We start from the raw sequence: 22115 nt of genomic DNA on the forward strand, positions 1-22115 counted from the left end.
ATGTCAGCTACCCAGGGTAGGCGCAGCCTGACCATACGGTCGGCCCGGCGGCTCCTGGCCGGGCTGCGACGACGCCGTGACGACTTGGCATGCCCGCCCCGAACCTATTGACTGACGGACGGGCAATTCAGGGCAGACCTATTTCGAAGCCGACCGAGCACGTCTCGCTTCACGGACGGGCCACCCCTTGTGCCGGCCTCGAACCTCTACCGGGCACATTGCACCCCAAGGCGCGCGGCCGTCGCGCGGCGACCCCGAGGGCGCCCGCCCGGGCAGGTGGAGGGTCGTTCGCATCGCCCGGGCCGAGCACCGGTTAGCTGATCGTCACCTCGCGCGACCTCGCACAGAGTTCCGCAAGAGCCTCAGCGGTCACGGGCGAAACGGCACCCTCTTCCGTGACGATCGCGGTCACCAGCTCGGGCGGCGTCACATCGAACGCCGGGTTGTAAGCCTGGGTCCCCAGGGGCGCCACCGGAACCCCGCCTCCTGCTTCCGCTCCCGCCATCGGCACCTGAGGTGCTGTGACCTCAGTCACCTCGTGGCCGGGCCGCTGCTCGACCTCGATGGAGGCCCCGTCGGGGGTGTCCGGATCCACCGTCGTCAGCGGTGCCACCACGATGAACGGCACATGGTGGTACCGCGCGAGCACCGCAAGCGGATAGCTCCCCACCTTGTTCGCCACGGAACCGTCGGCCGCAATCCGGTCCGCCCCGATCAGCACCGCGTCCACCTCGCCGGCCGCGAAGAGCGAGCCCGCCGCGTTGTCCGTGAGCAAGGTGTACGCCATACCGTTGCGCGCCGCCTCATAAGCGGTCAGGCGAGCGCCCTGCAGCAACGGACGCGTTTCGTCCACCCACAGCCGCCGCAACCTCCCCGCGCGGTGCGCCGCGAGCGCCACCGCGAACGCAGTCCCCTCCCCGCCCGACACCAGCGCCCCGGTGTTGCAGTGGGTGAGGATCCGGTGCCCGCCACCAGGCAGCAGCTCGTCCAGAAGTGTCAGCCCGCACTCGGCCATACGGGCACTGGCCTCGGCATCCTCCTTGTGCAGCCGACGCGCCGCGGCAAGCGCCGCCGCCGCAGCCTGCCCGGCATCGCCACTGCTGGCGAACTCGGCCCAGTAGGCGGCCTGGGCCCTGCGCACACCGACAGCGAGATTCACCGCAGTGGGCCGGGCACCCGCCAGCGCGGTTGCGGCGTCGTCCACGTCGAAGCCGCGCGCGGCGGCGAGCGCGACACCGTACGCTCCCGCGATGCCGAGCAGCGGCGCCCCGCGCACAGCCAGTGAACGGATCGCCTCCACCAGCGCGGGCGCGTCCGTGCAAACCCGCTCGACCTCCTCGGCCGGCAGCCTCGTCTGGTCGAGAAGTACCAGTACGGGCCCTTCTGGTGGCTCCTCCCAGCGGATCGCCGGTATCTCGTTCGGACTGCTGTCTTCGCCGGATTGCGCGTACTGATCAGCCATGCGGTCAGTCTGCCCCTTATCCGGCAGACAATTGAAGGTGTGCAGCCCATACCGCGGCCGGTACCTCGGCGACCACCCCATGGCACGATGGCTGCCAACCTGCCGCCGCGACCGCGGACGGGCACCGTGAAGGAGCAACGATGAAAGACACTCCGGGCTGGGCCTCGCCCGGATCTGCCCCGTCCGACGGGCAGGAGCCCGGCGCGTCCGGCCCTGCCGGGCCCACCGACCGACCCGGCCCCGCGGAGCCCGCGGACCAGTCCGGTCCCGACCCGCAGGACACTCCTGACCCGCAGGGCCCCGGCTCGCAGTGGTCCAAGCAGCAGCCGCCACCCGGCCAGTGGTCCGCGCCCGCCGGCTCCGCCGATTCCGGCCGGCCTGCTCCGCCACCCCCACCGCCCAGCCCCGGCTGGGGCACCCAGCCTCCGCCTGGCCCAAGTGGCCACGGTCCGGGCGGCTTCCAGGCCTACGGCACTCCCGGATACCCCGCATGGGGCGGCGGCTGGGGCGGCCCCCCACCGGCCGCCAAGCCCGGTGTCATTCCGCTCCGCCCGCTCGGCGTGGGCGAGATCCTCGACGGCGCCGTCTCCACCATGCGCACCTACTGGCGCACCGTGCTGGGCATCTCCCTGACCGTCGCGGTGATTACCGAGGTCCTCGTCATCCTGCTCCAGGGCCTGGTGCTCAACGACACCAGCACCGCGGCCCTCGACGACCCGAGCGCCACCGCCGGCGAACTGACCCGCGCCATGGGCGAGGTCATGCTCAGCTCCGGTGCGGTCTTCCTGATCTCTCTGATCGCCACAGTCGCCGCGACCGCCCTGCTCACCACCGTCACCAGCCGTGCGGTCCTCGGCCGCCCGGTGACCACCGGCGAAGCCTGGCGCGACGCCCGCCCTCAGGTCCTGAAGCTGTTCGGCCTGATCCTGCTGTTGCCTCTCATCGCCGCCACGATTGTCTTCGGCGGCGCACTGCCCGGCATCCTCGTGGCGGTCTTCGGGAACGCCGACGGGGGTGTCGCACTCGCCGTCCTGGGCGGCCTCGCCGCCGGCGTCGTCGCCCTGTGGCTGATGATCCGCTTCTCCCTTGCGTCGCCCGCACTGATGCTGGAGAAACAGGGCGTTCTGAAGTCGATGAACCGATCCGCGAAGCTCGTCCGAGGCTCCTGGTGGCGTGTCTTCGGCATCCAGTTGCTCGCCGGAATCATCGCGAACATCATCTCGGCGATCGTCGTCATCCCCTTCACTTTCCTCGCCGCAGCGCTCGGCGGCGACGGCGTCGTCGGCTTCCTCAACGGTGAGGGCAACAACCTCGGCTGGACCTTCCTCATCATCAGCGGTGTCGGCTCGGTGATCGGCTCCATGATCACTTTTCCGATCAACGCCGGCGTCACCGTGCTCCTGTACATCGACCAACGCATCCGCCGCGAAGCCCTGGATCTCGAGTTGGCCCGCGCCGCCGGCGTCCAGGGCTACGGCGCCGACGCCGGCTCGGGGGGCTGATGCCGTGAGCGTGACGGGGGGAGTTCTCACAGCGGTGCCGACGGTCCTGCCGCGCGCCGCAGCATCGGCCGTACGAACGCTGCTGCGCGCCGGCAACACATCCGTGTTGTCACTGGCGCACTCCGGCGACGAACCGCCGGTGACGATCCCTCGGGATCCTGCACGTGAGGCAGCCCGTCGCGAGCTGTCGAAGCGCATGTACCACGAGAACGACCCCAGCCTGTTCCAGCGCGCCCTGAACGCCTTCTGGGACTGGGTCGACAAGCTGTTCGGCTCGGCGGCGACCGCGACGCCCGGAGGCACACTCGGCCTGGTCGTCGTCATCGTGGCCGTCCTCGCGTTGCTGGGCGCGCTGTGGTGGCGGTTGGGCACACCACGACGCGAACCCGCCTCGTCCGCCACCCTGTTCGACGATCGTCCCCGCAGCGCCACCGAACACCGCGCGGCCGCCGAGGCACACGCCGCCCAGGGCCACTGGAACCAAGCCGTCCAAGAACGCATGCGTGGCATCGTCCGCTCCCTCGAGGAACGCGCACTCCTCGACATCCGCCCCGGCCGCACCGCGGACGAGGCAGCCGCAGAAGCAGGCCGCGCACTACCCGACCACCAAGACCGGCTGCACACAGCCGCCCGGGACTTCGACGATGTGACATACGGCGGCCGAAGGGCGAGCGAGCAGTCGTACCACCGCATGGCCGAACTCGACCGCGATCTCGAACGCACCAGGCCCCAGCTCGCGAGCAGCGGGCCCAGCACAGCCCACAACGCCCGCCAGGGAGCCGCCGGATGACGACCGAGGTCATGCTCCCGTCCACCTCGGCCTCGCCCACCGCACGCCAGGTGTGGACCCGCGCACGCGGCATCGCACTCGGCGTCGTGCTCCTCCTGGCAGCGGCCGTCGTGATCGCCGTGATCCGCTCCGACACCCGGCACGGCGAACTCAACCCACGCTCCGTCGACCCCTACGGCAGCCGCGCCGTTGCCGAACTCCTCGCCGACCGCGGCGTGTCCACGCGCGTGGTCACCACTCTGGACGGGGCGCGCGCCGCAGCCGCCCCGGACACAACCCTCCTGGTCGCCCTCCCCGATCTGTTGACACACCGTCAACAGACCCGGTTGCACTCCGCGACCGCACACTCCGGTGGCCGCACCCTCCTCGTCGCCCCAGGCAGCTCGTCCGTCGAGAAGCTTGCCCCCGGCGTCACCGCGGACCCCGCCACCAGCTTCGACTCGACGCTCTCCCCCGACTGCCAACTGCCCGCCGCCCGCCGCGCGGGCACCGCAGACACGGGCGGCATCCGCTACACCACCACACGCCTCGGCGCCGACGAGTGCTACCGCAGCGAGCGCCTGGCCACCCTCCTGCGCATCCCGGAGACCTCCGGAGACGGCGACACCGTCGTCCTCGGCGCGCCCGACATCCTCTTCAACGACCGCCTCGACAAGGAGGGCAACGCCTCGCTCGCCCTCCAACTCCTCGGCTCCCGCCCCCATCTGGTCTGGTACCTCCCCACGCTTTCCGACAGCTCCGCCACCGACACCGGCGACGAAAAGGGCTTCTTCGACCTGGTTCCTTCCGGCTGGCTCTGGGCCACACTGCAACTCTTCGTCGCGGCAGCCCTCGCAGCCTTCTGGCGTGCACGCCGACTGGGCCCCCTCGTGCACGAAAAACTCCCCGTGGCGATCCGCGCCTCCGAAACCGTCGAAGGCCGCGCTCGTCTCTACCGCAAGGCGAACGCCCGCGACCGCGCGGCCGCCGCTCTTCGCTCCACCACCCGCACCCGCCTCGCCCCCCTCGTCGGCGTCCCCGCCGCCCAGGCGCACGCGCCCGAGGCCCTGCTCCCCGCCCTGTCCGCCCACCTCCACGGCGACGGACAGGCCCTGAACTCCCTCCTCTTCGGCCCGCCGCCCAGCGACGACGCGGCTCTCATCGCCCTCGCCGACCAACTCGACGCCCTCGAAAGAGAGGTACGCCGTCCATGATGGACCCGACCACTGACAACGCCGGGCACACCGGGGACCCGGGCAAAGCCCGAGCCTCCCTGGAAGCCCTGCGCGCCGAGATCGCCAAAGCCGTGGTCGGCCAGGACCCCGCCGTGACCGGCCTCGTCGTCGCCCTCCTCTGCCGCGGACATGTACTACTAGAAGGAGTCCCCGGGGTCGCCAAAACGTTGCTCGTACGCGCCCTCGCCTCCGCACTCGAACTCGACACGAAGCGCGTACAGTTCACCCCCGACCTGATGCCGAGCGATGTCACGGGCTCGCTGGTCTACGACACTCGCACCGCCGAGTTCTCGTTCCAGCCCGGACCGGTCTTCACCAACCTCCTCCTGGCCGACGAGATCAACCGCACGCCCCCGAAGACCCAGTCGTCCCTCCTGGAAGCCATGGAAGAACGCCAGGTCACGGTCGACGGCACCCCGCGCCCGCTCCCCGACCCCTTCCTGGTCGCCGCAACCCAGAACCCGGTCGAATACGAGGGCACATACCCCCTCCCCGAAGCCCAACTCGACCGTTTCCTCCTCAAACTGACGGTCCCTCTCCCCTCCCGCCAGGACGAGATCGACGTCCTCACCCGACACGCCGAGGGCTTCAATCCGCGCGACCTCCGCGCCGCCGGCCTACGCCCCGTGGCCGGCGGGGCCGACTTGGAGGCCGCCCGCGCCGCGGTCGCCAAGACAGCCATCTCCCCGGAAATCACCGCCTACGTGGTGGACATCTGCCGGGCAACCCGCGAGTCGCCGTCCCTCGCCCTGGGCGTCTCCCCACGCGGCGCCACGGCCCTCCTCGCCACCTCGCGCGCATGGGCATGGCTCACGGGCCGTGACTACGTCATCCCTGACGACGTCAAGGCCCTGGCGCTCCCCACCCTCCGACACCGCGTGCAACTCCGCCCCGAGGCAGAGATGGAAGGCGTCACGGCCGACTCCGTCATCAACGCAATCCTCGCCCACGTCCCCGTCCCCCGCTGATGGCACTCACCGGACGCGCCGCGCTCCTCGCAGCCCTCGGCTCCCTCCCCGTCGGAATCTGGGACCCCAGCTGGACGGGCATCCTCGCCGTGAACGGTCCCCTGGCCTTGGCCTGCGCCTGCGACTTCGCCCTCGCGGCACCGGTACGGCGCCTAGGCCTGACCCGCTCCGGGGACACGTCCGTCCGCCTGGGCGAGGCCGCCGACGTGACCCTCACCGTCACCAATCCATCGCGCCGCCTCGTCCGGGCCCGCCTGCGCGACGCCTGGCCCCCCAGCAGTTGGCAGCCCGGCACAGAGTTCGCGGCGTCCCGCCACCGCCTGACCGTGCCTGCAGGCGAACGCCGCCGCGCCACCACCCGTCTACGCCCCAGCCGCCGCGGCGACCGTCAGGCAGACCGCGTGACGATCCGCTCCTACGGCCCGCTCGGTCTGTTCTCACGCCAAGGCAGCCACCAGGTCCCTTGGACAGTACGCGTCCTGCCTCCCTTCACCAGCCGCAAGCACCTGCCGTCGAAACTCGCACGCCTCCGCGAGCTGGACGGCCGCACCAGCGTGCTCACTCGCGGCGAGGGGACAGAATTCGACAGCCTGCGCGAGTACGTACCAGGGGACGACACCCGCTCCATCGACTGGCGTGCGACGGCCCGCCAGTCCGCGGTTGCCGTGCGCACGTGGCGTCCCGAACGCGACCGTCACATCCTGATCGTCCTGGACACCGGCCGCACCTCAGCAGGCCGCGTGGGGGACGCCCCCCGCCTCGACGCCTCCATGGACGCGGCCCTGCTCCTGGCAGCACTCGCTTCACGCGCCGGCGACCGAGTGGACCTGCTCGCCTACGACCGCCGGGTACGCACCCTCGTCCAGGGCCGCACAGCACGCGACGTCCTCCCGTCCCTGGTCAACGCGATGGCCACGCTCGAACCCGAACTGGTCGAACTGGATGCCCGAGGCCTGACAGCGACCGCACTCCGCACGGCCCCCCGCCGCTCACTCATCGTGCTGCTCACAAGCCTCGATGCGGCCCCCGTGGAGGAAGGTCTGCTTCCGGTGCTCTCTCAACTCACCCAGCGCCACACAATTCTGATGGCATCGGTAGCGGATCCATACATCGCTCGTATGGCGAATGCTCGTGGAAACACCGAGGCCGTCTACGAAGCTGCAGCCGCTGCCCAGGCCCAAAGTGAACGCCACCGCACCGCGGAGCAGCTCCGCCGTCATGGAGTCACGGTCGTCGACGAGACTCCCGAAGAACTGGCGCCGGCACTGGCGGATGCGTATCTGGCCCTGAAGGCGGCAGGTCGTCTGTAAGACAAGGGCCCTCTTTGAAGGGCCCGAGACCTAAGCCCTGAAACGCAGAAAACCCCCGTACCGGTTATCGGTACGGGGGTTTTCTCAAAATTTGTTCGGCGGCGTCCTACTCTCCCACAGGGTCCCCCCTGCAGTACCATCGGCGCTGTAAGGCTTAGCTTCCGGGTTCGGAATGTAACCGGGCGTTTCCCTCACGCTATAACCACCGAAACACTATGAAACTGTCGAACGTCTGCCGCACCACGCCGTGACCGGACGCGGGGCCGTTCGTGGTTTCAGAACCAACACAGTGGACGCGAGCAACTGAGGACAAGCCCTCGGCCTATTAGTACCGGTCACCTCCACACCTTGCGGTGCTTCCAGATCCGGCCTATCAACCCAGTCGTCTACTGGGAGCCTTACCCCATCAAGTGGGTGGGAGTCCTCATCTCGAAGCAGGCTTCCCGCTTAGATGCTTTCAGCGGTTATCCCTCCCGAACGTAGCCAACCAGCCATGCCCTTGGCAGGACAACTGGCACACCAGAGGTTCGTCCGTCCCGGTCCTCTCGTACTAGGGACAGCCCTTCTCAAGACTCCTGCGCGCACAGCGGATAGGGACCGAACTGTCTCACGACGTTCTAAACCCAGCTCGCGTACCGCTTTAATGGGCGAACAGCCCAACCCTTGGGACCGACTCCAGCCCCAGGATGCGACGAGCCGACATCGAGGTGCCAAACCATCCCGTCGATATGGACTCTTGGGGAAGATCAGCCTGTTATCCCCGGGGTACCTTTTATCCGTTGAGCGACGGCGCTTCCACAAGCCACCGCCGGATCACTAGTCCCGACTTTCGTCCCTGCTCGACCCGTCGGTCTCACAGTCAAGCTCCCTTGTGCACTTACACTCAACACCTGATTGCCAACCAGGCTGAGGGAACCTTTGGGCGCCTCCGTTACTCTTTAGGAGGCAACCGCCCCAGTTAAACTACCCATCAGACACTGTCCCTGATCCGGATCACGGACCCAGGTTAGACATCCAGCACGACCAGACTGGTATTTCAACGACGACTCCACCTGAACTGGCGTCCAAGCTTCACAGTCTCCCAGCTATCCTACACAAGCCGAACCGAACACCAATATCAAACTGTAGTAAAGGTCCCGGGGTCTTTCCGTCCTGCTGCGCGAAACGAGCATCTTTACTCGTAGTGCAATTTCACCGGGCCTATGGTTGAGACAGTCGAGAAGTCGTTACGCCATTCGTGCAGGTCGGAACTTACCCGACAAGGAATTTCGCTACCTTAGGATGGTTATAGTTACCACCGCCGTTTACTGGCGCTTAAGTTCTCAGCTTCGCCCCACCGAAATGGAGCTAACCGGTCCCCTTAACGTTCCAGCACCGGGCAGGCGTCAGTCCGTATACATCGCCTTACGGCTTCGCACGGACCTGTGTTTTTAGTAAACAGTCGCTTCTCGCTGGTCTCTGCGGCCACCCCCAGCTCAGGACGTAAAGCCCATCACCAGGTGTGGCCCCCCTTCTCCCGAAGTTACGGGGGCATTTTGCCGAGTTCCTTAACCATAGTTCACCCGAACGCCTCGGTATTCTCTACCTGACCACCTGAGTCGGTTTAGGGTACGGGCCGCCATGAAACTCGCTAGAGGCTTTTCTCGACAGCATAGGATCATCCACTTCACCACAATCGGCTCGGCATCAGGTCTCACCCCATATGAGTGGCGGATTTGCCTACCACTCGGGCTACACCCTTACCCCGGGACAACCACCGCCCGGGCTGGACTACCTTCCTGCGTCACCCCATCACTCACCTACTACAGGTCTGGTCCGTCGGCTCCACCACTCCCCTTTGCCCGAAGGCTCCGGGGCGGCTTCACGGACTTAGCATCGCCTGGTTCGATGTTTGACGCTTCACAGCGGGTACCGGAATATCAACCGGTTATCCATCGACTACGCCTGTCGGCCTCGCCTTAGGTCCCGACTTACCCTGGGCAGATCAGCTTGACCCAGGAACCCTTAGTCAATCGGCGCACACGTTTCTCACGTGTGAATCGCTACTCATGCCTGCATTCTCACTCGTGAACCGTCCACAACTGCCTTCCGGCGCTGCTTCACCCGGCACACGACGCTCCCCTACCCATCACAGCCTCCGTTGGGAGTATTACTGCAATGACACGACTTCGGCGGTACGCTTGAGCCCCGCTACATTGTCGGCGCGGAATCACTAGACCAGTGAGCTATTACGCACTCTTTCAAGGGTGGCTGCTTCTAAGCCAACCTCCTGGTTGTCTGTGCGACTCCACATCCTTTCCCACTTAGCGTACGCTTAGGGGCCTTAGTCGATGCTCTGGGCTGTTTCCCTCTCGACCATGGAGCTTATCCCCCACAGTCTCACTGCCGCGCTCTCACTTACCGGCATTCGGAGTTTGGCTAAGGTCAGTAACCCGGTAGGGCCCATCGCCTATCCAGTGCTCTACCTCCGGCAAGAAACACACGACGCTGCACCTAAATGCATTTCGGGGAGAACCAGCTATCACGGAGTTTGATTGGCCTTTCACCCCTAACCACAGGTCATCCCCCAGGTTTTCAACCCTGGTGGGTTCGGTCCTCCACGAAGTCTTACCTCCGCTTCAACCTGCCCATGGCTAGATCACTCCGCTTCGGGTCTTGAGCGTGCTACTAAAACGCCCTATTCGGACTCGCTTTCGCTACGGCTACCCCACCCGGGTTAACCTCGCAACACACCGCAAACTCGCAGGCTCATTCTTCAAAAGGCACGCAGTCACGAGACACCAAGCAAGCTTGATGTCCGACGCTCCCACGGCTTGTAGGCACACGGTTTCAGGTACTATTTCACTCCGCTCCCGCGGTACTTTTCACCATTCCCTCACGGTACTATCCGCTATCGGTCACCAGGGAATATTTAGGCTTAGCGGGTGGTCCCGCCAGATTCACACGGGATTTCTCGGGCCCCGTGCTACTTGGGTGTCTCTCCAACGAGCCGCTGACGTTTCGACTACGGGGGTCTTACCCTCTACGCCGGACCTTTCGCATGTCCTTCGCCTACATCAACGGTTTCTGACTCGTCCTGTCGCCGGCAGACGACAGAAGAGAGATCCCACAACCCCCACGACGCAACCCCTGCCGGGTCTCACACGTCGTAGGTTTGGCCTCATCCGGTTTCGCTCGCCACTACTCCCGGAATCACGGTTGTTTTCTCTTCCTGCGGGTACTGAGATGTTTCACTTCCCCGCGTTCCCTCCACTTGCCCTATGTGTTCAGGCAAGGGTGACAGCCCATGACGACTGCCGGGTTTCCCCATTCGGACACCCCCGGATCAAAGCCTGGTTGACGACTCCCCGGGGCCTATCGTGGCCTCCCACGTCCTTCATCGGTTCCTGGTGCCAAGGCATCCACCGTGCGCCCTTAAAAACTTGGCCACAGATGCTCGCGTCCACTGTGCAGTTCTCAAACAACGACCAGCCACCCATCACCCCCAACCAAAAGCTGGAGTTCACTGGGACCGGCAACTGAAGGCAGCCTCACGGCCGTGCCCTCAGACACCCAACAACGTGCCCGGCACTCCCGCCACTCGTGATCAGCGTTCCACGCTCCGAAGAGCAGTACTGGCAGCCCAAGATGACTGAAAGTGCCGAATAATCAACGTTCCACCCATGAGCTGACCACCGCAGGACGTTTGCCTGCGTAGTGGCTCTGGCTGCCTTGCGGCAGCTAGATGCTCCTTAGAAAGGAGGTGATCCAGCCGCACCTTCCGGTACGGCTACCTTGTTACGACTTCGTCCCAATCGCCAGTCCCACCTTCGACAGCTCCCTCCCACAAGGGGTTGGGCCACCGGCTTCGGGTGTTACCGACTTTCGTGACGTGACGGGCGGTGTGTACAAGGCCCGGGAACGTATTCACCGCAGCACTGCTGATCTGCGATTACTAGCAACTCCGACTTCATGGGGTCGAGTTGCAGACCCCAATCCGAACTGAGACCGGCTTTTTGAGATTCGCTCCACCTCACGGTATCGCAGCTCATTGTACCGGCCATTGTAGCACGTGTGCAGCCCAAGACATAAGGGGCATGATGACTTGACGTCGTCCCCACCTTCCTCCGAGTTGACCCCGGCGGTCTCCCGTGAGTCCCCATCACCCCGAAGGGCATGCTGGCAACACGGGACAAGGGTTGCGCTCGTTGCGGGACTTAACCCAACATCTCACGACACGAGCTGACGACAGCCATGCACCACCTGTACACCGACCACAAGGGGGCACCCATCTCTGGATGTTTCCGGTGTATGTCAAGCCTTGGTAAGGTTCTTCGCGTTGCGTCGAATTAAGCCACATGCTCCGCTGCTTGTGCGGGCCCCCGTCAATTCCTTTGAGTTTTAGCCTTGCGGCCGTACTCCCCAGGCGGGGAACTTAATGCGTTAGCTGCGGCACCGACGACGTGGAATGTCGCCAACACCTAGTTCCCACCGTTTACGGCGTGGACTACCAGGGTATCTAATCCTGTTCGCTCCCCACGCTTTCGCTCCTCAGCGTCAGTAATGGCCCAGAGATCCGCCTTCGCCACCGGTGTTCCTCCTGATATCTGCGCATTTCACCGCTACACCAGGAATTCCGATCTCCCCTACCACACTCTAGCCTGCCCGTATCGAATGCAGACCCGGGGTTAAGCCCCGGGCTTTCACACCCGACGTGACAAGCCGCCTACGAGCTCTTTACGCCCAATAATTCCGGACAACGCTTGCGCCCTACGTATTACCGCGGCTGCTGGCACGTAGTTAGCCGGCGCTTCTTCTGCAGGTACCGTCACTTGCGCTTCTTCCCTGCTGAAAGAGGTTTACAACCCGAAGGCCGTCATCCCTCACGCGGCGTCGCTGCATCAGGCTTTCGCCCATTGTGCAATATTCCCCACTGCTGCCTCCCGTAGGAGTCTGGGCCGTGTCTCAGTCCCAGTGTGGCCGGTCGCCCTCTCAGGCCGGCTACCCGTCGTCGCCTTGGTGAGCCGTTACCTCACCAACAAGCTGATAGGCCGCGGGCTCATCCTTCACCGCCGGAGCTTTACAACCCGGGAGATGCCTCCCAGGCTCATATCCGGTATTAGACCCCGTTTCCAGGGCTTGTCCCAGAGTGAAGGGCAGATTGCCCACGTGTTACTCACCCGTTCGCCACTAATCCACCCCGAAGGGCTTCATCGTTCGACTTGCATGTGTTAAGCACGCCGCCAGCGTTCGTCCTGAGCCAGGATCAAACTCTCCGTGAATGTTTACCCGTGATCGGGTGCACACATCACGAGAGCGGAACAGCCAGGCGGAATAAGCCCGGCCGTTCACAGCGTCCTCGCTGTGTTTTTTTCAAAGGAACCTCGCCCCGGCCATGACGGCCGAGAACGGGGTATCAACATATCTGGCGTTGATTTTTGGCACGCTGTTGAGTTCTCAAGGAACGGACGCTTCCTTTGTACTCACCCTCTCGGGCTTTCCTCCGGGCAGTTTCCCTTCGGTCTTGCGTTTCCGACTCTATCAGACCGTTTCCCGACCCGATTTCCTCGGTGCTTTCCAGGTTCCCGCTTTCGCGTTTCCCTTTCCGGCGGCTCCGACTTTATCAGAAGTTTCGAGCCGGACTGACCGGCCGCTCATTTCCGATTCATCGGGAGTGGCTTCTTCGAAATCGATGTTTCCGAGAAGCAGACAGACACTCACTGCTGCCGACCGGACTAGATCCAGTTCCAGGCAACTGTTCGAATCTACCTCCCCACTCGGTCCGTGTCAACGGCTCCTGCGGGGCGAAGGAGAGACTAACAGGTCAGGAGGTGCGGCCGCACATCAGGCGGCCGTCGGCACCGTGGCGCTGCGCTCGGCTGTATCGACGTCACCCGTCTCTCCGGCACGGACCGCTCGGCCGCCCAGGACGAAGACGTACATGAGGAAGGCGAGCTCTACAGCGACCCCGATGCCTATTCGAGCCCACGTGGGCAGGCCCGACGGGGTGACGAAGCCTTCGATGGCTCCTGAGACGAAGAGGACGAGCGCGAGACCGATCGCCATGCCCACGGCGGCGCGGCCCTCCTCGGCGAGGGCCGTGCGTCGGGAGCGGGGGCCCGGGTCTATGAGGGTCCAACCGAGGCGGAGGCCGGTGCCGGCGGCCACGAAGACAGCGGTCAGTTCGAGCAGGCCGTGTGGGAGGACGAGGCCGAGGAAGGTGTCGAGCCTGCCGGCCGAGGACATCAGCCCGAAGCCGACCCCGAGGTTGAGCATGTTCTGGAGGAGGATCCAGAGGACGGGCAGGCCGAGGAAGACGCCCAGGATCAGGCACTGGGCGGCGGCCCAGGCGTTGTTCGTCCAGACCTGGGCGGCGAAGGACGCCGCAGGGTGGCTCGAGTAGTACGTCTCGTACTGTCCCCCTGGGCGGGTGAGTTCACGCAGCTCGCTGGGGGCCGCAATCGTGGCCTGCACCTCTGGGTGGGTGCCTATCCACCAGCCCAGAAGGACGGCGACGAGGGTGGACAGAAGCGCTGTGGGGACCCACCAGCGTCGCGATCTGTAGACCGCAGCAGGGAATCCCTGCGTCAGGAAGCGGGTGACGTCTCGCCAGGAGGCGCGTCGGGTGCCTGTCACTGCGCTACGCGCGCGTGCCACGAGCTGGCTGAGGCGTCCGGTCAGCTGGGGGTCCGGGGCGCTGGATTGGATCAGAGAGAGGTGGGTGGCCGTGCGCTGGTAGAGCGCGACGAGTTCGTCGGCCTCCGCGCCGGTGAGACGGCGTTGACGCCTGAGGAGGGCGTCGAGGCGATCCCATTCGGCTCGGTGGGCAGTGACGAAGACGTCGAGGTCCATCGGTTTGCCTGCTCCTCGGCTGTTCGTCGGCGGCTCGTCGTGGGGTCAGCTTTTCGTACTGCGGCGCGATGCGCCCTCAGCTTGGCAGACTGACCGTTCACGGGGCAGGCCAGGGGAAGGACTACGGGCGTGAGTGAGCTTGTGACGGGCGAGGCGGTGGCGCTGGAGTTGCGCCCCGCGAGGCTGCCCAGCAGGGCGCTTGCAGTCTTGCTCGACCTGGTCGTGGCCATGGTCGTCTACGTGGTCCTGACCATCGCTCTGGTCGCTGCCACCGCTTCACTGGACGACGCGGCACAGATCGCGGTGTCGATCGCGACCTTCGTTCTGGTGCTGGTGGGCGGGCCGATCGCGGTCGAGACGCTCAGCCATGGGCGGTCGCTCGGAAAGTTGGCGTGCGGGCTGCGGGTGGTGCGGGACGACGGGGGGCCGATCCGGTTCCGGCATGCGCTGGTTCGGGGTGGGATCGGTGTGGTCGAGATCCTGCTGACGTTCGGGGTCGTCGCCTGCATCGCATCCCTTGTGTCGGCTCGGGGGCGTCGGCTCGGCGACGTGTTCGCCGGGACTCTCGTCGTTCGGGAAAGGGTGCCTGCGGTGCGGACGGGCTTCTTGCCTCCGCCGCCGCCCTGGCTGGCCGGGAGGTTCTCTGAGCTTGATCTGTCTGCGGTTCCCGACGGGTTGTGGCTCGCCGTCCGTCAGTATCTGTCGCGCATGCAGCAGCTGGACCCGCAGGTCGGCGGGGCGATGGCGGAGCGGCTCGCCTCGGATCTCGCGGCGCGTACGGGTACGCCGGTGCCGCAGGGGGTTCCGCCGGCGGCGTATCTGGCGGCTGTGGTGCAGGAGCGGCAGGCCCGGGAGGCACGACGAGCGTTCGCGAATGGATCCGCGGTCGGGAGCCCGGCTGCGAGTGGGGGGCCTGCGGGTGCACTGCGCCCGGCTGGTGCGCCTGGCTCCTACGAACCTCCGGCCGGATTCCCCCCGGTGACGGCACCGCCGGCTGCTCATGCGGCGCAGACGGCTGCCGTCGGATGGCAGGCTGAGGCGCCGTCACAGGAAGCTCCTGCACACGAGACGACGCAGACCGCGCAGTCCGCGCAGCAGGATGCGCCGTCGAGCGACCGTCCAGCCGCCGGCGCGGGCGGAACCACCGAGTCCACCGGGTTCGTGCCACCGGCGTAGGCCCTTGGCGGCCGCCGTATGAGCCGCCCGGCCCAGGCGGCTGTGTCCGCGCGTCTCCCCCTGCAACGCTTCCGCGAACGTCTCGCTCAGGCGAATGCTCAGGTGAATGTGGACGGCGGCGATTCGAGGTCTTCGAGCTCGATGCCGGGCGCGGCGAGCACCACGTCACCGGCGATGTGTACGGCGTGCTGCTCACCCGTGTCCAGGGCTGTGACCTGGTATTCGTCCACGGTCAGCGGGGCGTTGTCAGTGGCGTGTGTTTCTCTGTTCACCAAGGCCCAGGACTGGTCCACGGTGCGCGGGGCGAGGACGGGGTCGGTGAAGGCGACGAGGCGTACGCGGGTTGCTGTGGCGGAGGGGGTGAGGCGCAGGAGACGGCTGGTGGCGATGAGGAACGCGGGGGATGTGCCGGTGAAGGCGTGGGCGCGCACGTTGCCTTCGGTGGCATGTGTTCCGGTCGGGTCTGTCCGGACCCAGGTGACGCCGTCGAGGGCGGCACCGCGGACCTGCCAGCCCGCGGCGTGCAGCTCGAGGCGGATGGGTCGCCCCAGCTCATCGAGGGCGAGGTCGACGGAGCCCCGGTGTTCGCCGGCGGGGGTGGTGAGTTGGGAGACGTAGCGCCAGCCGGAGGGTCCAGGGGCGCAGTGGAAGTGCTCTTCTGCGAGGGGGATGTGATCGTGCGGATCGTGGAGCGAATAACGGCCGCGGGGCATGGGGGTCCTGGGTCTTGACGGGCTGGTCCGGCCGACGGGCCGCAGAGCCAAAGGGGCAGGCCCCCGGCACGGGGGTGCGGGGGCCTGCCTCGGAGGAACTGCTACTGGTGAGCGCGTCAGCGCACCGACACGCTCACCAGCGGCTGCGCCGAGCCGCTCAGTAGCGGTAGTGGTCCGACTTGTACGGGCCCTCGACCTGGACGCCGATGTACGCGGCCTGCTCGGGGCGGAGCGTGGTCAGCTTCACGCCGAGCGAGTCCAGGTGGAGACGGGCGACCTTCTCGTCGAGGTGCTTGGGCAGCGTGTACACGCCGGTCGGGTACTCGTCGGGCTTGGTGAACAGCTCGATCTGGGCCAGGGTCTGGTCCGCGAAGGAGTTGGACATCACGAACGACGGGTGGCCGGTGGCGTTGCCCAGGTTCAGCAGACGACCCTCGGACAGGATGATGATCACCTTGCCGTCGGGGAAGGTCCAGGTGTGGACCTGCGGCTTGACCTCGTCCTTGACGATGCCCGGGATCCTGGCGAGGCCGGCCATGTCGATCTCGTTGTCGAAGTGGCCGATGTTGCCGACGATCGCCTGGTGCTTCATCTTGGCCATGTCCGAGGCCATGATGATGTCCTTGTTGCCGGTCGTGGTGACGAAGATGTCGGCCTTGTCGACGACCTCGTCCAGCGTCGTGACCTGGTAGCCGTCCATCGCCGCCTGCAGGGCGCAGATCGGGTCGATCTCGGTCACGATGACGCGGGCACCCTGCCCGCGCAGGGACTCCGCACAGCCCTTGCCCACGTCGCCGTAGCCGCACACGACCGCGGTCTTGCCGCCGATGAGGACGTCGGTGGCGCGGTTGATGCCGTCGATCAGGGAGTGGCGGCAGCCGTACTTGTTGTCGAACTTCGACTTGGTGACGGCGTCGTTGACGTTGATCGCCGGGAACAGAAGGACACCGTCGCGCTGCATCTCGTACAGACGGTGCACGCCGGTGGTGGTCTCCTCGGTCACCCCACGGATCTCCGAGGCGAGCTGGGTCCACTTCTGCGAGCCGTTGGTGATGGTGCGGTGCAGGAGCTCGAGGATGACGCGGTGCTCGTCGGACTCGGCGGTGTCGACGGAGGGGACCTTGCCGTCCTTCTCGTACTCCACGCCCTTGTGGACGAGGAGGGTGGCGTCACCGCCGTCGTCGAGGATCATGTTGGGGCCGCCGGTGGGGCTGTCCGGCCAGGTCAGCGCCTGCTCCGTGCACCACCAGTACTCCTCCAGGGTCTCGCCCTTCCAGGCGAAGACCGGGACGCCCTGCGGGTTCTCGGGCGTGCCGTTCGGGCCGACGGCGATGGCGGCGGCCGCGTGGTCCTGGGTGGAGAAGATGTTGCAGGACGCCCAGCGGACCTGCGCGCCCAGGGCGACCAGGGTCTCGATGAGCACGGCGGTCTGCACGGTCATGTGCAGAGAGCCGGTGACACGGGCGCCGGCCAGGGGCTGGGTCTCGGCGTATTCCTTGCGGATCGCCATCAGGCCGGGCATCTCGTGCTCGGCGAGGGTGATCTCCTTGCGGCCGAAGACGGCCAGGGAGAGGTCGGCGACCTTGAAGTCCTGTCGGTTCTCGACAGTCGTCATTGCGAGCTGCTCCTCGGGGTTGGGGCGAGGTGGGTACGGCTGGTCTGCGCGGCGGCGGACACAGGGGTGCCCGAAGAGGACACAGGCATGCCCGCGTGCGCGCAGCGCAGTCCGTCGGAGGCCCTCTCTCCCTCGGTCGGTCCGCGGTGGGACCGCCCGACCGCCATCAGCAGCGACGTCTGGCTCGGTTCCAAGCTACACCGGCCGCCCCGGCGACCCCAGTCCGCCTTCGAACACATCGCGCCGATCGAGCGTTCGGCGGGTGCCGGCCGCGAGGGTCGGGAGAGCGATAACAGGACACCTACGAACGGGAGAACAGGAGGCAGCAGACCAGGTCGAACAGGGACTTTCGCGCCTTTGAGCAGGGCAGTGGATGTTGCAGGATGCCAGAAGATCGGGAACCACTGATCGATCTTGCGGGGCGCCCGGGACGGCGTTTCGCGCGACGAAGGCGTTAGGAGATCGATGTGACGAATCCGGCCGGCCCTCCCCCCACGGGCGGCGGCAACGGCGAGCAGAGGCGGCTGAAGCTGCTCGCGGTCACCGCATGCCCGACCGGCATCGCACACACATATATGGCCGCGGAGAAGCTCGCGCAGGCTGCCGAGAGCCGTGGCATCGACATGAAGGTGGAGACGCAGGGGTCCATCGGGGCTGAAAACGTCCTGAGCGACAACGATGTCAGAACCGCGGACGGCGTCATCGTGGCCGCGGACAAGGATGTGGATCTGAGTCGTTTCGCGGGCAAGCGGGTTCTCAAGGTCGGAGTGGCCGAGGGGATTCACCACCCCGAGCGGCTGATCGAGCAGGTGCGGGCGGCGCCGGTCCACCGGCCCGGGGCGGCGTCCCCCAGCGCCGCCGGTGGCAGGGAGCGGAGCGTCACATACAAGGCGCTGATGAACGGGGTCAGTTACATGATCCCGTTTGTGGTGGTCGGCGGGTTGCTGATCGCCGTCTCGCTCTCACTCGGTGGGCACACGGACCCCTCAGGTGGTCTGGTCATCCCGAAGGGCTCCTTCTGGATGGACCTGAACAACGTCGGGGTCATCGGCTTCACGCTGATGGTGCCGATTCTGTCCGGGTACATCGCGTACGCCATCGGTGATCGGCCTGCACTCGTGCCGGGCATGATCGGTGGCTGGATCGCCAACACCGGGTCGTTGTACGACTCCAAGGCCGGTGCCGGGTTCATCGGGGCGATCGTGACCGGGTTTCTCGCCGGGTATCTGGTGCTGTGGATCAAGAAGGCCAGGGTCCCGAAGTTCGTACAGCCGATCATGCCGATCATCGTGATCCCGATTGTGGCGACGACGGTGCTCGGGATGTTCTTCATCTACGTCATCGGGAAGCCGATCTCGTGGGTGTTCGAGCATCTGACCAGCCGGCTCAGTGGAATGACGGGTACGAGTGCGGTTCTGCTCGGCGCGATTCTGGGGCTCATGATCGCGTTCGACATGGGTGGGCCGGTGAACAAGACGGCGTTCCTGTTCGGCGCCGGGCTCATCGCGACCGGCAACCAGACGGTCATGGGGATGTGCGCGGCCGCGATCCCGGTCATGCCGCTGGGGCAGGGGCTGGCGACGCTGATACGGCAGCGGCTCTACACCGAGCAGGAGCGGGAGACCGGTCTTGCGTCCCTGTTCATGGGCTGTTTCGGTATCTCGGAGGGTGCGATCCCGTTCGCGGCGGCGCGGCCCGCGCAGGTCATTCCGGCCAACATGCTCGGCGGCGCGGTGGCCGGTGCGGTCGCCGGGATCGCGGGAGTGAAGGACGCGGTTCCCCACGGTGGGCCGATCGTGGCCCTGCTGGGCGCGGTGAGCGGCGTACCGATGTTCTTCGTGGCCGTGGTGATCGGCACGGTGGTCACGGCGCTGACCACGGTGACGCTGGTCGACATCGCTGAGCGCAGGCGGAGCGGTGCGGCGGCGGTCGGTGCGGGGGTGGCGGATGCCGAGCCCGCGCTGGTCCCGGTCGGCGCCGGCGTGGCGTCGGGTTCGGGCGAGCATGCCGTCGTAGCGCCGCGGGCCGAACATGGAACCGCGCCGTCCGCTTCCGGTTCGGGGGGCCCGGGCTCAGCGCCCGAGGCCGACCCTGCCGGTGCCGCCGAACCCTGTGGCGATGTCCTCTCCGGCTATCTCACCGAGCAGACGGTCAAGGTCGGGCTCGACGCGCAGGAGAAGGAGGCCGCCATCCGGGAGATGGCGGACCTGCTGGCCGGGAGCGGCGAGGTGGCGGACGTGGACGAGCTCGTGCGGACGGCGCTGCGGCGCGAGGAGCAGGGCACCACCGGGCTCGGCGAGGAGATCGCAATTCCGCATGCCAAGACGGACGCGGTGACGGCTCCGGTGGTCGGGTTCGCCCGCTCCGACGAGGGCGTCGAGTGGGGCTCGATGGACGGTACGAAGGCGCGGCTGGTGTTCATGATCGCCGTACCCGAGGCGGCCGCGGGTGATGAGCATCTGCGGATTCTGGCGTTGCTGTCGCGGAAGTTGACGGACGCCGGGTTCCGGGAGCGGCTGACGGCGGCCCGGGACGAGCGGGCGGTCCTCGGTGTGCTGAGCGAGATCCGGTAGCCGGCCCAGGGCCCGCGCCCGTCGAGCGCGCGGGCCCGCACAGCCGGTTCACAGCGGGCGGCTACCCTCTGCGCGGCGCGGATGTTCCGCGTGGGGAGGGAGTGGCGATGAGCAGGGCGCGGAAGCTCGGGATCTGGGCCGGGGTGCTGGGGCCGCTGGGGGTCGTCCTGGTGGTTGTGGCGCTGGTGAGCCTGTGGACGGGCTACCACGGCACCACGGTGGCCAGCGACAGCATGTCGCCGACGTACACACAGGGGCAGCAGCTGGTGTACGAGCGCATGGACGGGACCGGGGTGCGGCGGGGCGACGTCGTGCTCTACTCGGCGCCGGAGCGCTACCAGGGCGCCGTCGTCATGCAGCGCGTCATCGGTGTCGGCGGCGATCACCTCGTCTGCTGCACGGGGGAGGGCGAGGGCGAGCGGCTCCTCGTGAACGGCAAACCGCTCGACGAGCCGTACCTGGCAGGCGGCATCGCCGACGGGATGCACCACGAGTACGCCGTGAAGGTGCCCGAGGGCCGGCTCTTTCTGCTCGGTGATCACCGGTCGAACTCGCGGGACTCGCGAGCCTTTCCCGACGATCACGGAGGCACCGTCCCGGTGAGCGCGGTCCACGGCCGTGTGACGGACGACTACACCGGGCTGGCCCTGCTCGGGGTGGCCGCGCTGGTGGGGGGCTTGATGGCGCTCACGGGACTCGGCCTGGGGATCGCGGCCGTGGCCGTGCGGAAGCGGGTCGTAGTGCCCCCGCCTGCGCCCTGGGCCGTGCAGGTATGACGACGGGGCCCGCCGAGCGTTCGGCGGGCCCCGTCGTCGTACGGCGAAGTGCCGTACGGCGCAGTGGTGTCAGTGGCCGGCAGGGTGCGGTGCCGGTCCGCCGGGCGTGGCCTCGCGGTCGGGGCCCTTCGCCGCCTCCGCCTCGCTGTAGATGTCCGGCTCGAGGTAGATGACACGGGCGATGGGGACCGCGGCGCGGATGCGGGCCTCGGCGGCGTTGATGGCGGAGGCGACCTCGGCGGCCGTGTCGTCGTGCTGGACGGCGATCTTGGCTGCGATCAGCAGTTCCTCGGGGCCGAGGTGGAGCGTGCGCATGTGGATGATGCCGGTGACGGTGTCGCCGTCGACGATGGCCGCCTCGATCTGCTTGACCTCGTCGATCCCGGCGGCCTCACCGAGGAGGAGGGACTTGGTCTCGGCGGCGAGGACCAGGGCGATCAGGACGAGCAGGATGCCGATGCACACCGTGCCGATGCCGTCCCAGACGCCGTCGCCGGTGAGCAGGGCGAGGCCGACACCGCCGAGTGCCAGGACCAGACCGATCAGGGCGCCGAAGTCCTCCAGGAGGACCACGGGCAGCTCGGGCGCCTTGGCGCGGCGGATGAACTGCGACCAGGACAGCTTGCCGCGCAGTTCGTTCGACTCCTTGATGGCCGTCTTGAAGGAGAAGCCCTCGGCGATGATCGCGAAGACGAGGACGCCCACCGGCCAGTACCAGTGCTCCACTTCGTGCGGGTGGCGGATCTTCTCGTAGCCCTCGTAGATGGCGAACATGCCGCCGACCGAGAAGAGGACGATGGAGACGAGGAAGGCGTAGATGTACCGCTCGCGGCCGTACCCGAAGGGGTGCTGCGGGGTGGCCTCGCGCTGGGCCTTCTTGCCGCCGATCAGCAGCAGGAACTGGTTGCCCGAGTCGGCGAGCGAGTGGACGCCCTCGGCGAGCATCGACGACGAACCGCTGAACGCGAACGCCACGAACTTCGATGCCGCAATCGCGAGGTTGGCGCCGAGTGCCGCCACGATCGCCCTGGTGCCGCCTGACGCGCTCATCTGTCCGCGTTGTCCCTTCGCCTTCGTACGTACGCCGTGCGGGGCCCCGCCTCGTCGCGGCTTTGCCCGTCCTTTGCCGGTGGGCCATTCTTGCAGCCCTGCCCGACGACGGCGCGTCAGGTATCCACAACCCCG

Annotated in this window: 13 protein-coding genes and 3 rRNA genes; 8 read left to right on the top strand and 8 right to left on the bottom strand. The window is 66.9% G+C overall.

Annotation, left to right across the window (positions count from 1 at the left end; translation table 11 throughout):
- Positions 1-313: 313 nt before the first annotated feature.
- Entirely contained in the window at positions 314-1462 is a 1149-nt protein-coding gene (gene mtnA, locus EDD92_RS19465) for an S-methyl-5-thioribose-1-phosphate isomerase (protein ID WP_123965504.1), read from the bottom strand.
- A 140-nt stretch (positions 1463-1602) separates the two neighbouring features.
- Between mtnA and EDD92_RS19470 the strand changes: the two genes are divergently transcribed.
- From EDD92_RS19470 to EDD92_RS19490, 5 genes are read left to right on the top strand one after another with little or no spacing between them, the layout of a single operon-like run.
- Positions 1603-2964 (top strand): proline-rich domain-containing protein, encoded by a 1362-nt coding sequence (locus EDD92_RS19470; protein WP_123965505.1) that lies wholly within the window; start codon positions 1603-1605, stop codon positions 2962-2964.
- 34 nt (positions 2965-2998) lie between these two features.
- Positions 2999-3754, top strand: a complete 756-nt coding sequence (locus tag EDD92_RS19475; protein WP_260326616.1) for a DUF4129 domain-containing protein — start codon at positions 2999-3001, stop codon at positions 3752-3754.
- Complete coding sequence (locus EDD92_RS19480; protein ID WP_123965507.1) at positions 3751-4947, top strand: DUF4350 domain-containing protein; 1197 nt, start codon at positions 3751-3753, stop codon at positions 4945-4947. The genes EDD92_RS19475 and EDD92_RS19480 overlap by 4 nt, the downstream gene beginning before the upstream one ends.
- Complete coding sequence (locus EDD92_RS19485; RefSeq protein ID WP_123965508.1) at positions 4947-5936, top strand: MoxR family ATPase; 990 nt, start codon at positions 4947-4949, stop codon at positions 5934-5936. The genes EDD92_RS19480 and EDD92_RS19485 overlap by 1 nt, the downstream gene beginning before the upstream one ends.
- Positions 5936-7246, top strand: coding sequence for a DUF58 domain-containing protein (locus EDD92_RS19490; RefSeq protein WP_123965509.1), 1311 nt, complete (start codon positions 5936-5938; stop codon positions 7244-7246). Before EDD92_RS19485 ends, EDD92_RS19490 begins: the two co-directional genes overlap by 1 nt.
- A gap of 93 nt (positions 7247-7339) precedes the next feature.
- On the opposite strand, the gene rrf is transcribed toward EDD92_RS19490, so the two are convergent.
- The 4 genes from rrf to EDD92_RS19515 all read right to left on the bottom strand — a co-directional run bounded on the left by rrf (position 7340) and on the right by EDD92_RS19515 (position 14077).
- Positions 7340-7456 (bottom strand): 5S ribosomal RNA (rrf, locus tag EDD92_RS19495).
- Positions 7457-7551: 95 nt separating this feature from the next.
- A 23S ribosomal RNA gene (locus EDD92_RS19500) occupies positions 7552-10674 on the bottom strand.
- Between the two features lie 307 nt (positions 10675-10981).
- A 16S ribosomal RNA gene (locus tag EDD92_RS19505) occupies positions 10982-12507 on the bottom strand.
- The 16S, 23S and 5S rRNA genes sit together here, the layout of an rRNA operon.
- 562 nt (positions 12508-13069) lie before the next feature.
- Positions 13070-14077, bottom strand: a complete 1008-nt coding sequence (locus tag EDD92_RS19515; protein ID WP_123965510.1) for a stage II sporulation protein M — start codon at positions 14075-14077, stop codon at positions 13070-13072.
- Between the two features lie 129 nt (positions 14078-14206).
- Between EDD92_RS19515 and EDD92_RS19520 the strand changes: the two genes are divergently transcribed.
- Entirely contained in the window at positions 14207-15253 is a 1047-nt protein-coding gene (locus EDD92_RS19520) for an RDD family protein (protein ID WP_123965511.1), read from the top strand.
- Positions 15254-15351: 98 nt separating this feature from the next.
- Here EDD92_RS19520 and EDD92_RS19525 read toward each other — a convergent pair whose 3' ends face one another.
- Together EDD92_RS19525 and ahcY are read right to left on the bottom strand one after the other, a co-directional pair.
- Entirely contained in the window at positions 15352-15966 is a 615-nt protein-coding gene (locus EDD92_RS19525) for a hypothetical protein (RefSeq protein WP_123965512.1), read from the bottom strand.
- Between the two features lie 157 nt (positions 15967-16123).
- On the bottom strand, positions 16124-17581 hold the full coding sequence (gene ahcY, locus EDD92_RS19530) for an adenosylhomocysteinase (RefSeq protein WP_123965513.1): 1458 nt from the start codon (positions 17579-17581) through the stop codon (positions 16124-16126).
- A gap of 467 nt (positions 17582-18048) precedes the next feature.
- On the opposite strand from ahcY, the gene EDD92_RS19540 reads away from it, so the two are divergent.
- Together EDD92_RS19540 and lepB are read left to right on the top strand one after the other, a co-directional pair.
- Entirely contained in the window at positions 18049-20154 is a 2106-nt protein-coding gene (locus EDD92_RS19540) for a fructose-specific PTS transporter subunit EIIC (RefSeq protein ID WP_123965514.1), read from the top strand.
- A 107-nt stretch (positions 20155-20261) separates the two neighbouring features.
- Positions 20262-20930 carry a signal peptidase I gene (lepB, locus tag EDD92_RS19545; protein WP_123965515.1) on the top strand — a complete coding sequence of 223 codons (669 nt, stop codon included), beginning with the start codon at positions 20262-20264 and terminating at the stop codon, positions 20928-20930.
- A 69-nt stretch (positions 20931-20999) separates the two neighbouring features.
- Here the strand turns inward: lepB and EDD92_RS19550 are convergent, their stop codons facing one another.
- Positions 21000-21980: a cation diffusion facilitator family transporter gene (locus tag EDD92_RS19550; protein ID WP_123965516.1), complete on the bottom strand. Its 981-nt coding sequence runs from the start codon at positions 21978-21980 to the stop codon at positions 21000-21002.
- Between the last annotated feature and the right edge of the window lie 135 nt (positions 21981-22115).

The organism is Streptomyces sp. TLI_185 (assembly GCF_003814765.1).
Classification (GTDB): domain Bacteria; phylum Actinomycetota; class Actinomycetes; order Streptomycetales; family Streptomycetaceae; genus Streptomyces.